Genomic DNA, 13,724 nt, shown 5'->3' with positions numbered 1-13,724 from the left:
CTCTTATTTAGTTTAAATATGGGGAGGTGATTAAGTTGAAAGCTATGTTTAGAGATCTAATTTATTACTTTTGTGTTTTTATGGATAATATCTTTTCTTTAAAGAGAAATTTACTATTTGTATTATACATTTTCTTCTATCCAATTTTATTTATTGGTTTTTGGTTAGGAGATGATAATTTAACTATACTTCATAAGCAGTTGAACTTGATTTTAAGAAAAAAGCACTTGAGTTGGGCTATTTTAGGTGGGAATTTTATTCTAAGTCTAATAGGTATAGTTATAGTACTTTTGATAGGTGGCTTGATTTTTTCTGCAGTAATATATTGGAATGTGATTTGGCAGGTAGTATTATTTATTTTTAAAATTGTAAAATGGGCTGTTTTAGTAATATCAGCTATTATAATAATCAGCCTGATAATCGAACATCCAGGTAAAGTGTTATCTTTAATAATAATAGGAATAGTAATCTTATTTATTTTTTTATAGATGAAAACTATTAAAAATAATAAGGGGGTATAACAAATGTTTACTTATAAAAATGTACTAAACCAATTGAAAGAAGAAAATAACCAAGTTGTAACTGATTACGAGGAGAAAGTGGAAGGATTGACGGGAAAACTAGAAGAAGAAAAATTTTATCATGAGTATCTTAGTAATATCCAATCATATATGCATTATAGAGTTCCCTTTAATTTTGAGTCTCAATTTGATTGGGCTTTATTAGCTCAATTAGCTTCAGCTTCTTTAAGTGCTAATACTTGGCTTGAGTTAGAATCTAAAAAAGATCGAAAACCAGAATTATATATTGAAGTCAACGCTAAAGGTAGAAAAGTAGTCAGAAAAATAAGTGAATTATGGCAATTCCAAATTTCAAATTTGTTCACTATATTTATCAAAGAATGGATCGAGTTAACTATAGTTGCAGAAGAACATCTGGAAGAAAAGAAAGAAATCAAACAAGAATTGATTAAAAATAAAGAATATTGGATAAACAATATTTTAAAGATTAACACTATAAAGAAAATATATAATGTTATTGAATAGCTTAATTATAATTTCAAAATTAGGGAGGGGTTAATTATGGGATTTTTCGACAGAAGTAGTCAGCCAGTAGATGATATACAAGAAAGGTTTTTACAAAGAATTACAAATATTAAATTTAAAAATGTACTACAAAGACTAAAAAATAAGATAGTGGGAAACGAAGAAAAAATAACTAAATTGCTTTCAACGCTATATTTTCATTATAAATCATATCAAATGGACAAAACAAATCATGACTCTACTTGTATTCTAATCACTGGCTCAACAGGATCTGGGAAAACTTACATTACACAAAATGTTTTAGAAGAATTAGAAATACCTTATGTTAAAATATCAGCAGCTTCATTAAGCAGTAGTGGCTATCAAGGACAATCACTGAATCAAACCTACTTATCCTTAGAGCAAAAAGTTGGTAGCAATCTAGCAGACATAGGTGTTTACTGGATAGACGAAATGGACAAGTTACAAGATTTTAGTAAAGAAGGAAAAGTTAGCAAGGCAGACGTTCAAGATGAGCTCTTAAATTGGGTGGAAGGAAGCAATTACCAAATCAAGAGAGAAACAGAAAGTGGTAAAGAAACTTTTGAAATTAATACTACTAATAACATTTTTATTTTCACAGGGAGCTTTAGTGGCGTAGAAAAAAATTATTCTCAATTAGTAGGCTTTGCAAAAAAGCAAAGTAATAATAGAAACACATTAAAAAAATATGATTACAAAGTGACTCGAGAACTACTAAAGGAACAAGGGGTTAAAGAAGAACTACTGGGCAGAATAGGTGTAATCTTGAAAATTAACCCAATCAAAAGCAAAGAAAAATTATTTGACATGGTAGAAAAAGATGATACACTAGTTAATCGATATAAAAGTTTGCTTAATAAGAGAGATATCCAATTAACTATTCAAGATTCCTATAAGCATAGGCTTCCTGACCAGATTAATTTTGGTTTTCGAGAAATTAAAAATCAAATCAAGTCCGATTTGTCTGATATCTTTTATAAATTAGAGATAGAGCAAGAAAATACTCAAATTACTCAGGTCTGCTTAACAGAACAAGGAGTAGAGTTAAAGAAGAAAGGAGAGGAATAGTCATGAATATGAATAAAATAGATGAGGATTTATTAACTAATTATGCAAATTGCTTTGCAATAGATGAAGAAAATGTAGTTGATAATATTAAATGTTTAAATGAAGTCAAAAAGGAATTATCTGGGATTGATCTTCCCGAAAAAATAATGGATTATCTAGAAAAAGTAGATGAAATTTTTCTATTATCATTAGCTAGTATTAGCTGTGACTTTGATCTTATTTATGAAGGAGAAGGAGGTGAATATTGTTTCTATCTAACAATAGAAGATGATGAAATCTTATTAGATGAATTAAGTAAAGAAACATTAGCTGATATAAAAGCATCACTTTTCGAAGAAATATTAAAATTAGATATATTAGAAAAAAGAGAACACCTTTCTGGGAATTTAAGAAGGACTATTATAAAAAAGAAACTAATAAAGTTAAAGCAATTGAGATATATATAAGTTTTGATACTCTTTTTTAATAAAATCTAATTTTACTATATTGTTCTGCTGTAGTACTGATAAATTTTTTAACTATTTTTATCACATTTATAATCCAGGGAGGGATAGCTAATGAAAAAAGATATTAATTTAAATAGAGAAATTAAAAGACAAGCTATTAGGGAGATTATTAGACATAAACTAAGCAAAGACCCCAAATTATTTGAAAAAGAAGTCAAGAAAATTAATAAGTTAGATTTGTCATTATTCCACCTTGAAAGTGTAGAAGGTATTTGGATATTTGAAAATCTAAAGTACTTAGACTTAAGTTGTAATAGTATTCAAGATGTCAGTGAACTAAACAATCTTACTAAACTAAAAGTAATTAACTTAGAACAAACTAAGGTTGATGAGATTAGTAAATTGAACCAACTAACAAATCTTGAAATATTGGCTCTAAATCATTGTGATGTGAGCAATATTAGTGTTGTTGAAAACCTTCAACAATTACAAGAGTTGTACTTGAGTTATAATGAAATAAGAGAATTAGAACAACTAGAAGTGTTGTTAGAATTGCCTAATCTCAAAGCAGTTAAGTTAACAGGTAATCCTTGTTTTATGAAACTACCAGGTAGTTTAAGTGTAGATAAGCTAAAAAATATACCTATAATTTCTAAACTAGAAGATAAAGGTGTGCAAGTATTGTTTCATCCTGATGAAAGATATGAGGATAGCAATATGCCTTATTTTGAAACGATCCCAGGAGTGATAGAAGAAAGCGACAACTACTAAATTTTAGATAATATTGACTTTTAAACTAAAAATACTAATTAAGGAGTTGATTATAATGAGTTTTGATGAGCAAACAATAAGTGATGAGGATCTACCTGAAATACCTGATGACATGATTAAAAATTTGAGAGAAGAACAAGAAAAATTATTAGCTGATATTAAACTATTAGATAGTGCACAGATCAAACTAAAAGAGAAAAGTGATCATGCAACTAAAACATCTGTTTTCAAAGGACACCAACCTATCATACAACAGCTAAAAAAGATAAGTGAGATGATAGAAGATATGATATTAAAATTAGATGAGCAAGGAAAGGATGGTACTGATACTGCTGAGGTTTTGAGAGTAGTTATTATTTTAGACAACACCGATAAGCTGTTTAGACCTATTGCTAAACTAAGAGACAAGCTAAACTTACACACCTTAAACCAAAAGGTTGTAGTAAACAAAGATAGTTTTGGTTCTTTGCTGAATAATAGATGTCAAAAAGAATTAGATTACATTCAAGACAGGTTAGAGAAAGCTTTGAAAGAGTATTCTTATTTTAAGTATAGTACTTTTGAGGAAAAAATTAAAGAGTAAGAAAGATAAGGAGTGATAGCAAATGTCTTCACCAAAGGCTACAGATAGCACATGTAAGGAAATAATTAGCACCTTAGAGATGTTAACTCAGAACTTAGCTGATAATGTCAAAAATGCACAACAAATACAGCTAAAAGTAAAAGATCGTAACAATACTAACACCACCATACCTATTATGCAATTAGATTCTTTTTCTCAGTTTGTATTTTATATTAAACAAACCATATCTTCTACCAAAAAAATAATAAGCACTATAAAAGAGATTGAAGAAGTTCATAGGCTTTTTTTAGTTGATGTACTAATTATTTGTGAAACATTAGAGCCCTTCTTTGAAATTGTCGCTCAAATAATGAAAAAGGTCTCTTTTCACAACTCAGAAAGATCTAATTTTTCTTCTATCACTATAGACTCAGATGAAAAACAAGAACCATTAGTGACTACTCAACAACTAACTTTTATTAAAACATTTCAACAGTCAGTTGCTCATTTAGCTGACAAAAAGATATTAACCAAGGAGTATACTGACAAATTAGAGCTTCTAATCAAAAGATATAATGAAGAAAAGTTGAATGAAAATTTTAGTTTAGATTATAAAAAATAGAATATATGAAATCAGGTAAGGTCTTCCTAAAAAAGAAAAAGAAAATCAAAAAACCAAAAGAGACTTTACCTGATAATAATATAAATCAAACAAATTTGAAAGGAGGGGATAAAATGAAAAGTAAAAAACAATTCGTTATTTTTAGTATAACAATTTTTGTAAGTTTAAGTATTCTTTTGGTATTTTCTAAACCATATGCAATTACAGCTTTTGCTGATAAATCTTTTAGGGATAGCTTGTTATTCTTTGCTCCTATAATAGAAAAATTATATTTGGAGCAAACAAATGCTAAAATAATATTAGCCATAGGGGTCTATTCTATGTTAGCTAGTATATCTATTATAGTATTACTAAAAATGAAAAAGAAATAATTTAAATTTTTCAGCCTGATATTTGATTTACTCCTAAGATTTATTTGACATCTCGTCAGTAGCAGTATATAATATAATTAACTAATTAAGAATAATTACTAATAAGAATGATTGTTAGTAATTAAATCATAAAGGAGGCAAAAAAATATGGAAAACTATGATAAGTTAAATACGTATTTATCAAACTTAGCTGTGCTAAACACTAAATTGCATAATTTACATTGGAATGTAGAAGGTGCTAAATTCATGCAGGTGCATGAATATACTGAAGAACTATATGAAGAATTCTTCGAACTATATGATGAAGTTGCTGAACTGATTAAAATGAAGGGTGAATTCCCATTAGTTAAAGCTGATGATTATGTTGAAAATGCAACAATCGAAGAACTAGAATCAAAAGCCTTTGCAGACAAAGAAGTATTAGAAATTGTTAAATCCGACTTAGAAGAAATGAAATCATTAGCAACTGAAATTCGTGCAGAAGCTGATGAAGTTGATGACTTCGAAGTAGTTGGAGAATTTGAAGAACATATTGCTCACTATAGTCAAAATCTATGGTTCTTAGAAAGTATGCTTGCTGAATAGAAATTAAGTGAGTTAAATAAAAATATTATTTACCAAAAAAAAACAACTCCCTGCAGCTATTTAATAGCTAAGGGAGTTGTTTTTTTTATTGAGTAAAGAAATGATGGCATGTAAACAAAGATAGGTGTTTTGGTTACATGTTCTGATTTTTAATTTAGTCTGACTCGCGCTGCAAAATTAATAATGTGATATCATCTTTGCCTGAATTTTTGCCCGAAAAATTTTGAAAATCATTAATGAGTAACTCTATTATATTCTGCGGAGAGGATGAATGATATTCTAGAAATTTTTCCTGTAGTCTTTCCTTACTATATTGTTCTGTTCCCACTTTTTCTTCCACTAATCCATCAGTAGTGATTAAAAATGAACTCCCCGGTTCTAATTGTAGAGATCTTTCTTTAAATTCATAAGTATCAAATTCAATCACAGAAGAAATAGGTGGTTCTTTAATCGCTTCAAAAGATACCAACTGCCCATCAGTGATTAATAAAGGGGGAATATGAATCCCTGCATTACTATAAGTTAATTCCATTGTGTTTTTATCTAATTCAAATAAGATAATTGAAATGAAATAGTCATCAGAAAATTCCTCTTGTTGATACTTGCGGGTAATAAATTTCATTAATTCTGATAAATGATTTTTCTTTTTTAAATCGAAATGTGATAATAAAAAGCTATTAATTGTTTCCCGCACAAATATATTCAATAGGGAACCATCAAGCCCGTGGCCTGTAATATCAACTACATAGCCCATTAAAATATCATCTAAATTAATTATATTATAAAAATCTCCGCCTAATCTTTCGGCTGGTTGATAATAATCAGCCATTCTAACCTCAGGAATTTCTGGCAATTTTGATGGTAAGAATTTTTCATGTAACTGCTGTGCTTTAACAATTTGTTCATCTAATTTTTCAGCATACTGATTTAATTTGGCTTCTGCTTTCTTTTGTTCAGTAATATCTTCAGCTGAGCAAATGACATACTCTACTGCACCATGTTCATTCAATTTAGGTATTTTAGTAATTGAATGATATCTTCGCTCTCCGGCTGCATTTCTAACCCAACCTTGAGTCTTTACAATCTCTTTTTGTTTGAAGACTTCTTGATTATCTTGTTTACAGCTCCCTGCAATTTCTGATGAAAGTAAATTATCAATTTCAGCATAGGCTATATCTTCTTTATCAACACCTAAGAAATCAGCTCGGGCTTCATTAGCTGCTACATAAGTACAGGGATCTTTAATATACCAAACTTGCGTTTTAATATTATCTAATAATAATTGCTGTTCATCCATACTCTCTTTAATTTTTTCTTCAATCTTTTTACGTTCCAATACATCTCCAAACGTCTGATCTATAGTTTCTAGCAAAGTTGAAAGATTAGTTTCCCACAGGCTATGATCATTAATTCCTTCTATGGCAAAGAAACCTATGACTGAATTTTGCTTAGTAATAGAAGTTATAATCAAACTATTTATAGATCTAGAATTAAAAAGCTCTGCTTCATTTTGCGCTACAGCAGGTAAATCATCTCTATCAAATAGTAAAATATTTTGGTCTAAATTTACCTTGCCCATTAACCAAGGAAAATTAGTCACTTCTAGTTGCTGAGGAAATTTTAAATCATCACCGGTATTTGTCCATACATAATTTCTAATTGCCAATTGTCTATCTTCATCAAATAAAAATATATAACTACTATTAGCTTCAAAAAACATAGTGACCTTTTTTAGTCCTTGCTCAATTGCTTTATCTAATTCGGCAAACTCCAAATTTATAAAATTAACTGCTAGTTCTGAACTGAACTTTTCAAATTCATTTTTGTATTCCAAAGAAGTAAATCCAGCATAAGTTTCAGCACCATGTTCTGATTTATCTAATCCAGACCTTTCCTCAAGTTTAGATACCCTTAAGCCAATTGTAAGATCAATTAATTTAAATAAAATATAAGCAGTAGTCAAACTCCAAATTGCTACACTAATTACTCCTTTAGCCTGGATAAAAAGCAATTCTAACTCTCCACTATAGAAATAACCTCTATCCACAGCAAAAAAACCGACTAATAATGTACCTAAAGATCCACAAACTCCATGCACAGAAATAGCTCCTACTGGGTCATCTATCTTTAAAACTTGATCTATGAATTGACTTGTATAAACCATCACTAGTCCTGATAGAGAACCTATAATCACTGCCCCAAAATTATTAACTACAAAACATCCTGCAGTCACCCCTACTAACCCTGCTAAAGCTCCATTTAGAGTAGATTTAACATCAGCTTTACCATCTTTAAACCAACTAGTTATTAACGCTGTAGTGGCACCTGCAGCTCCCGATAGATTTGTGACTACTGCAATATCAGCAATTTTGAAAATATTATCGATTTTTAGACTAGTTTGGGCTACTAAATTTCCCGTATTAAATCCAAACCACCCAAACCATAAAATAAAAGTGCCTAAAGCAGCTATCAATAAATTATGACCAGCTAGATGATTACTGCTCCCATCAGAATTATATTTACCTAACCTTGGCCCTAAAACTTTGGCCCCAGCTAAAGCTGTCCAGCCCCCTACTGAATGAACAACAGTAGCACCAGAGAAATCAACCATAGCTGATAACCAACCTCCACCCCAAATCCAATGGCCAACTACTGGATAAATAAATCCAGTAATTACAATACTATAAGTTAAATAGCCACTAAATTTAGTTCTCCCAGCCATAGCTCCTGAAACAATAGTTGCTGCTGTAGCAGCAAAAACAGTTTGAAAGAGCCAAAACGATGACAAGGGAACATTTAAATTAAGTTGAGCAAAATCTCCTTGTAAGAAAAGAGGACCTTGTCCTACAATTTGATTACTTAATCCAAACATAATAGCAAAACCAAAAACCCAATAAACTAAAGAACCAACCGCAAAATCCATTATATTTTTCATTACAATATTACCTGCATTCTTAGCTTGGCTAAAACCTGCTTCTAACATAGCGAAACCTGCCTGCATAAAGAAGACAAGAAATGAGGCCATCAAAATCCAAATTGTACTATTTATCGAATTATCTATTACATTAGCGGCTTTTACTTCAATCGGTAATAATAATATGATTAATAGAATAGCTATAATTTTTTTCATTTTAGTTACTCCTTAATTTAATACTCTTTGACCTTAAACTATTAATAAAAAATTATTTCTAATAGGTCATTAAATTTTAAAACAACAGATTTAAAAAAATCATAGTTTAATTATAACAACTGCATGAATAAAAGAAAAACATTTCACCCTATATCAAGCAAAAAATTTCATAATGTATTCCAGTTTAATACAATAAAAAGTATTTTTTCTACCTTGACATATATCTAAACTAAGTATATAATATAATTACTAATCAATAATAGTTATTGATAATCAAATTTGGAGGGATATCAATGGAAAACTATAAAAAGTTAAATACTTATTTATCAAACTTAGCTGTTTTGAATACTAAATTACACAATTTGCATTGGAATGTAGAAGGAGCAAAATTCATGCAGGTTCATGAGTATACTGAAGAATTATATACTCAATTCTTTGAATTATTTGACGAAGTTGCTGAATTAATTAAAATGAAAGGTGAAGTACCATTAGTTAAAATTACTGATTATGCCGATAATGCAACAATTGAAGAGTTAGAAGCAAAAAGCTTTGGAGATCAAGAGGTATTAAAAATTGTTAAATCTGATTTAGAGGAAATGAAATCATTAGCAAATGAAATTAGAGAAGAAGCGGATGAAGTTGATGACTTTGAAGTAGTTGGAGAGTTCGAAGAACATATAGCTAATTACAGTAAAAATTTATGGTTCCTAGAAAGTATGCTTGCCGAATAGAGACTAATTAAATTAATCAAACTATTACTTCTTTAAAAACTCAACGCCCCTAATCTATTTAGAAATATATAGTTAGGGGCGTTGAGTTTTTTATATAATTTTAGAGAAAGAAATTATTTAAGCTTCAATATTAAATCCACAATCAACATGAATTATTTCTCCAGTTACTCCTGAAGAAAGATCACTTAATAAATATAATGCACTATTAGCTACTTCATCTTGATCCACTAATCTTTCCAGAGGAGCTTTATCTTTGAACTCCCTTAATAAGTTTCTGAAGTCTCCAATACCGCTAGCTGCTCTAGTTAAAACTGGTCCTGGAGATAAAGCATTAACTCTAATATTATCTGAACCTAAATCATCAGCCAAATAATAAACAGATGATTCTAATGCAGCTTTAGCTACTCCCATCACATTATAGTTAGGTACTACCTTTTCTGCTCCATAATATGATAAAGTAATTGCTGCAGCACCATCACTTTCTTTTAACATTGGATAAGCCATCTGCACAGCTTTAACATAAGAATAAACACTAATTTCTAAAGCTCTAGAAAAACTTTCCCGTGAAGTATTCATATATTTACCACGTAAATCTTCTTTTTCGGGTCCGCCAGCAATCGAATGAACTATAAAATCTAATTGACCATCAAATTCTTCCTCTAACTTAGTAAATACCTCTTCAAAATCATCATCATCTGTAACATCTAAAGTTTCATAAAAGTCTGCACCTATTTCTTCAAATAAGGGTACTACTTTTTGGCCTACTTGTTCATCTTTATATGTAAATGCTAGCTCAGCTCCTGCTTCGTCTAATGTTTGAGCGATTTTCCAGGCCATAGATTTTTTATTAGCTACACCCATAACTAATCCTTTTTTACCAGCCATCAATTCTGTCATTTTAATTCCTCCCTTGAAGGTATACTAAATCAAAAGACAATAAATAATTTATGTAAATTTTTGTTTCTAATATGATATTTTTAATAATTATTGTGCTACTTACAATTATAATTATACCTCAATTGCAATAATCCTGCACTTTAATTAAAAAAGCATCCACAGATAGGATGCAAAAAATCATTTAATTATAAAATTACTAATAGCAACTAATTGTTGATCTAAATAAAGTTGAATACTATATTCTCCTCGTTCTTGAGGAATGAAATACTGGGTGGCTGTTTCTTGTTCAAAACTAATATAATCCCTCACTATATTTTCAGAAAAGTTAGCTAAGTAAAGAAAATTAATTAATTTATCCTGCGGACCAAACCATCTCACAGCTACATCATGCTGTTGATTATCAGAATTCCATTTCACATAATACTGCACTCCCTGCTCTTCAGTAAAGCTAAATTCTCTTTTAACTGTCACCGGATTTCCAGATTTATTTAATCCTTCAGTAGTCAATAAAGTATCTAGCTTTACCTGCGCAGAAGCAGGAAGTGTAAGCAAAATAATTATTAATAGCAAACAAATTAACTTTAATCTCATAATCTCGCTCCTTGATGTTTTTAAAAACTTCCTGCTTATTGCCTACTTACTATTTAAAATAATTTTTTAACTCCGCAACATTTGACACTTCGTGCAGCCCTAACCTCTCTATTTAGAGCTAATTAAGTGCCTACGAGTCTAAAAGACAAGACTCTTCGTGTAGCCCACAGCACTTAACTTTGTAGCCAATTACTTTACGCAATCAAAGTATAATGCATTTTGCAAATTACTGTGATTCCGCATTCTATATGCAGTGCTTTTTGCTTATTGCCTACTTGCTACAATGGTTTTTTCTTGGGAGTTCCTGCCCTGCGAGGATACTGACTTGTAGTAGCCATTATTTTTTCAATCACAATTAAATAACGGTCATCATCATTATAAGGTAAATCTACAGGAGCTAAATTAATAGTCTCGCCGCCTAATTTTTCTAAAGCAACCTGACTATCAACTACCTCTTTTTTAGCATTTTCACCTTTTTGGGCAATAAACTGACCGCCTTCCTTAACAAAAGGCAAAGCATATTCACTTAAAATATTCAAATAAGCTACTGCCCTAGCTATAGCATAATCATACTGTTCACGGTGTTGCCGATTACGACCTAAATCTTCTGCTCGACCATGAAGGAATTCAATAGTATCTAAGTCTAAATCCAATTGATAAGCGGCTTGGCGTAAAAAGTTAACTTTTTTCTTAACTGAATCTAATAGTGTTAAACGCAAATTAGGATAAATGATTTTCAATACTAAACCAGGGAATCCTGCTCCAGTACCAATATCAATCACTCGTTCCTCACCTGATAGATCTAATGTTTGTAATAATGATAGGGAATCTAAAAAGTGTTTAACTACTATTTCTTCAGGATCATCAATTGCTGTTAGGTTAATCTTTTGATTCCATTCTCGTAAAATATCCATATACTCTAATAATATATCTAACTGTTCTTTACTCAAATCCAACCCTAATTCTTGAGCACCTGTTTTTAGTTTATTCTTAGCAGACATAAATTATCCCACCTACTCTGTTAATTTTTCCAAATGAACAGTTAACACAGAAATATCTGCAGGAGATACGCCAGAAATACGGGACGCTTGACCTAGAGAAACAGGACGAATTTCATTCAATTTTTCTTTAGCCTCTAAGCGTAATCCTTCAATTTCATGATAATCTATCTCATCTGGTAATTTTTTGTTCTCTAATTCTTTCTGTTTTTCAATTTGTTTACGCTGCTTTTTAATGTAGCCCTCATACTTTAACTGAATTTCTACTTCTTCAGTTACTGCTTGAGGTAATTCAGGTCGTTCAGGGTCAAGAGATGCTAAAGACTGATAATCTAATTCAGGTCTTTTCATTAAGCGAGCCAAATTATCTTTTTTAGTAATTCTAGCACTATCTAAACTCTCTAGATGCTGCTGTACTTCTTCATTACTAGGAGATAACTTAGTATTACGCAATCTCTCTTTTTCTGCTGCAATAGCCCTTTGCTTTTCTTTAAAGGCATTATATCTTTCTTCATCGATTAAACCTAATTCATACCCAAGCTCTGTTAATCGCAAATCAGCGTTATCCTGTCTCAAAACTAATCTGTGTTCAGCGCGAGAGGTTAACATCCGATAAGGTTCATTAGTTCCTTGCGTTACTAAATCATCGATCAAAACTCCCATATAAGCCTCAGATCTCTTTAAAATAAGCGGTTCTTCGCCTTTTAAATCTCGCACAGCATTAATTCCCGCTATTAAGCCTTGGGCTGCCGCCTCTTCATAACCACTAGTACCATTTAATTGACCAGCAGTATATAAGTTATTAATTGACTTAGTTTCTAGACTAGGCTGTAAACTAGTAGGATCAAGACAGTCATATTCAATAGCATAAGCTGGCCGCACAATTTCTGCCTTAGAAAAACCTGGTAGAGTTCTCAACATCTCTAATTGTACCTGCACAGGTAAGCTAGTAGAAAAACCAGCTAAATACATTTCATTAGTTGCTGCCCCTTCTGGCTCTAAATACAACTTATGCTTAGTCTTATGAGGAAATTCTTTTACTTTAGTCTCGATAGACGGACAATAACGAGGCTCTTCACCAGTTATTTGGTTATTAATCATTGGGGAAGACTCTAAATTATCTTTAATTACCTGCTGAGTTTCTTCAGTAGTATGAATTTCCCAGCAATCTTGTTGCTCTAAATCATTATCTAACTGCTGATTACTATAAGATAAAGGTACTGGCTCTTCTAATTTAGCTTCCTGCTTTAACTCGGAAAAATCAACAGTATTTTTATCAACTCGAGGAGGAGTTCCAGTTTTAAATCTTCGCAATTCAAAGCCTAATTCTTCTAGTTGTTCCGATAATTTTTTAGCCGGAAATTGATTTTGAGGACCTGAATCAAAAGAAGTATTCCCAATTATTATTTTACCCTGCAGGAAAGTACCTGTAGCTAAAATAACTTTTTTTCCTTTAAATACTTCTAAACTTTTAATTTTAACTCCTGTTACTGTATTGTCTTCAATTAGTAGTTCTTCAACTATACCCTGCCTTAAATCTAAATTATCTTGTTCTTCTAGTGTTAATTTCATTTCATGACGATAAGTCTGTTTATCTGCTTGAGCACGTAGCGCTTGCACTGCCGGTCCTTTTCCAGTATTCAATAACCGCATTTGAATACAGCTTTTATCCATGTTCTTAGCTATTTGACCACCTAAAGCATCTATTTCTCTTACAATTTGGCTTTTAGCAGGACCTCCAATAGCAGGATTACAAGGCATCAAGGCTACATTATCTAAATCAACTGTGATTGCTAAAGTCTTAAATCCTAATCGTGCACTGGCCAAAGCAGCTTCACAACCAGCATGACCAGTTCCGACTACAATTACATCATATTCTCTCATT

15 protein-coding genes and 1 pseudogene are annotated in these 13,724 nt (G+C 31.0%); 10 read left to right on the top strand and 6 right to left on the bottom strand.

Features of this window, described 5'->3' with window-relative positions:
• The first annotated feature begins 35 nt into the window (after positions 1 to 35).
• The 9 genes from JOC47_RS13035 (at position 36) to JOC47_RS12995 (ending at position 5,492) form a co-directional block, all read left to right on the top strand.
• Positions 36 to 488: a hypothetical protein gene (locus JOC47_RS13035; RefSeq protein WP_204702532.1), complete on the top strand. Its 453-nt coding sequence runs from the start codon at positions 36 to 38 to the stop codon at positions 486 to 488.
• Positions 489 to 524: 36 nt separating this feature from the next.
• Positions 525 to 1,046 (top strand): hypothetical protein, encoded by a 522-nt coding sequence (locus JOC47_RS13030; RefSeq protein WP_204702530.1) that lies wholly within the window; start codon positions 525 to 527, stop codon positions 1,044 to 1,046.
• 36 nt (positions 1,047 to 1,082) lie between these two features.
• A complete protein-coding gene (locus JOC47_RS13025) occupies positions 1,083 to 2,135 on the top strand; it encodes an AAA family ATPase (RefSeq protein ID WP_204702528.1) in 1,053 nt (350 codons plus the stop codon).
• A gap of 2 nt (positions 2,136 to 2,137) precedes the next feature.
• Positions 2,138 to 2,581 carry a hypothetical protein gene (locus JOC47_RS13020; RefSeq protein WP_204702526.1) on the top strand — a complete coding sequence of 148 codons (444 nt, stop codon included), beginning with the start codon at positions 2,138 to 2,140 and terminating at the stop codon, positions 2,579 to 2,581.
• A 111-nt stretch (positions 2,582 to 2,692) separates the two neighbouring features.
• A complete protein-coding gene (locus JOC47_RS13015) occupies positions 2,693 to 3,352 on the top strand; it encodes a leucine-rich repeat domain-containing protein (protein WP_204702525.1) in 660 nt (219 codons plus the stop codon).
• A gap of 55 nt (positions 3,353 to 3,407) precedes the next feature.
• Positions 3,408 to 3,935, top strand: a complete 528-nt coding sequence (locus tag JOC47_RS13010) for a hypothetical protein (RefSeq protein ID WP_204702524.1) — start codon at positions 3,408 to 3,410, stop codon at positions 3,933 to 3,935.
• A 22-nt stretch (positions 3,936 to 3,957) separates the two neighbouring features.
• Positions 3,958 to 4,536: a hypothetical protein gene (locus JOC47_RS13005; RefSeq protein ID WP_204702523.1), complete on the top strand. Its 579-nt coding sequence runs from the start codon at positions 3,958 to 3,960 to the stop codon at positions 4,534 to 4,536.
• Between the two features lie 113 nt (positions 4,537 to 4,649).
• Entirely contained in the window at positions 4,650 to 4,907 is a 258-nt protein-coding gene (locus JOC47_RS13000) for a hypothetical protein (RefSeq protein ID WP_204702522.1), read from the top strand.
• Positions 4,908 to 5,054: 147 nt separating this feature from the next.
• A complete protein-coding gene (locus tag JOC47_RS12995) occupies positions 5,055 to 5,492 on the top strand; it encodes a Dps family protein (RefSeq protein WP_204702521.1) in 438 nt (145 codons plus the stop codon).
• Between the two features lie 154 nt (positions 5,493 to 5,646).
• On the opposite strand, the gene JOC47_RS15995 is transcribed toward JOC47_RS12995, so the two are convergent.
• Both JOC47_RS15995 and JOC47_RS15990 read right to left on the bottom strand, forming a co-directional pair.
• Positions 5,647 to 6,789, bottom strand: a complete 1,143-nt coding sequence (locus tag JOC47_RS15995; RefSeq protein WP_369127969.1) for a SpoIIE family protein phosphatase — start codon at positions 6,787 to 6,789, stop codon at positions 5,647 to 5,649.
• A 537-nt stretch (positions 6,790 to 7,326) separates the two neighbouring features.
• Positions 7,327 to 8,622: pseudogene (locus JOC47_RS15990) on the bottom strand (ammonium transporter); the annotation flags it as partial.
• A gap of 293 nt (positions 8,623 to 8,915) precedes the next feature.
• Between JOC47_RS15990 and JOC47_RS12985 the strand changes: the two are divergent.
• Entirely contained in the window at positions 8,916 to 9,353 is a 438-nt protein-coding gene (locus tag JOC47_RS12985) for a Dps family protein (RefSeq protein ID WP_204702519.1), read from the top strand.
• 117 nt (positions 9,354 to 9,470) lie between these two features.
• On the opposite strand, the gene JOC47_RS12980 is transcribed toward JOC47_RS12985, so the two are convergent.
• The 4 genes from JOC47_RS12980 to mnmG form a co-directional block, all read right to left on the bottom strand.
• Positions 9,471 to 10,250 carry an enoyl-ACP reductase FabI gene (locus JOC47_RS12980; protein WP_204702518.1) on the bottom strand — a complete coding sequence of 260 codons (780 nt, stop codon included), beginning with the start codon at positions 10,248 to 10,250 and terminating at the stop codon, positions 9,471 to 9,473.
• Between the two features lie 177 nt (positions 10,251 to 10,427).
• Positions 10,428 to 10,841: a hypothetical protein gene (locus tag JOC47_RS12975; RefSeq protein ID WP_239551241.1), complete on the bottom strand. Its 414-nt coding sequence runs from the start codon at positions 10,839 to 10,841 to the stop codon at positions 10,428 to 10,430.
• A gap of 278 nt (positions 10,842 to 11,119) precedes the next feature.
• Positions 11,120 to 11,842 (bottom strand): 16S rRNA (guanine(527)-N(7))-methyltransferase RsmG, encoded by a 723-nt coding sequence (gene rsmG, locus JOC47_RS12970; protein ID WP_204702517.1) that lies wholly within the window; start codon positions 11,840 to 11,842, stop codon positions 11,120 to 11,122.
• 12 nt (positions 11,843 to 11,854) lie between these two features.
• The gene (gene mnmG / locus JOC47_RS12965; RefSeq protein ID WP_204702516.1) at positions 11,855 to 13,723 is read right to left on the bottom strand and encodes a tRNA uridine-5-carboxymethylaminomethyl(34) synthesis enzyme MnmG; all 1,869 of its coding nucleotides are present in this window, start codon (positions 13,721 to 13,723) and stop codon (positions 11,855 to 11,857) included.
• Between the last annotated feature and the right edge of the window lies 1 nt (position 13,724).

Origin of the sequence: Halanaerobacter jeridensis, from assembly GCF_016908315.1 — a bacterium.
Classification (GTDB): domain Bacteria; phylum Bacillota; class Halanaerobiia; order Halobacteroidales; family Halobacteroidaceae; genus Halanaerobacter; species Halanaerobacter jeridensis.
This window is presented reverse-complemented; position numbering and strand designations above follow the sequence as displayed.

What these genes read in the sequence shown, in the direction of transcription:
- JOC47_RS13030 (WP_204702530.1), top strand. Translation starts at nt 525, where the DNA reads ATGTTTACTTATAAAAATGTACTAAACCAATTGAAAGAAGAAAATAAC.
- JOC47_RS13025 (WP_204702528.1), top strand. Translation starts at nt 1,083, where the DNA reads ATGGGATTTTTCGACAGAAGTAGTCAGCCAGTAGATGATATACAAGAA.
- JOC47_RS13020 (WP_204702526.1), top strand. Translation starts at nt 2,138, where the DNA reads ATGAATATGAATAAAATAGATGAGGATTTATTAACTAATTATGCAAAT.
- JOC47_RS13015 (WP_204702525.1), top strand. Translation starts at nt 2,693, where the DNA reads ATGAAAAAAGATATTAATTTAAATAGAGAAATTAAAAGACAAGCTATT.
- JOC47_RS13010 (WP_204702524.1), top strand. Translation starts at nt 3,408, where the DNA reads ATGAGTTTTGATGAGCAAACAATAAGTGATGAGGATCTACCTGAAATA.
- JOC47_RS13005 (WP_204702523.1), top strand. Translation starts at nt 3,958, where the DNA reads ATGTCTTCACCAAAGGCTACAGATAGCACATGTAAGGAAATAATTAGC.
- JOC47_RS13000 (WP_204702522.1), top strand. Translation starts at nt 4,650, where the DNA reads ATGAAAAGTAAAAAACAATTCGTTATTTTTAGTATAACAATTTTTGTA.
- JOC47_RS12995 (WP_204702521.1), top strand. Translation starts at nt 5,055, where the DNA reads ATGGAAAACTATGATAAGTTAAATACGTATTTATCAAACTTAGCTGTG.
- JOC47_RS15995 (WP_369127969.1), bottom strand. Translation starts at nt 6,789, where the DNA reads ATGGATGAACAGCAATTATTATTAGATAATATTAAAACGCAAGTTTGG.
- JOC47_RS12985 (WP_204702519.1), top strand. Translation starts at nt 8,916, where the DNA reads ATGGAAAACTATAAAAAGTTAAATACTTATTTATCAAACTTAGCTGTT.
- JOC47_RS12980 (WP_204702518.1), bottom strand. Translation starts at nt 10,250, where the DNA reads ATGACAGAATTGATGGCTGGTAAAAAAGGATTAGTTATGGGTGTAGCT.
- JOC47_RS12975 (WP_239551241.1), bottom strand. Translation starts at nt 10,841, where the DNA reads ATGAGATTAAAGTTAATTTGTTTGCTATTAATAATTATTTTGCTTACA.
- rsmG (WP_204702517.1), bottom strand. Translation starts at nt 11,842, where the DNA reads ATGTCTGCTAAGAATAAACTAAAAACAGGTGCTCAAGAATTAGGGTTG.
- mnmG (WP_204702516.1), bottom strand. Translation starts at nt 13,723, where the DNA reads ATGAGAGAATATGATGTAATTGTAGTCGGAACTGGTCATGCTGGTTGT.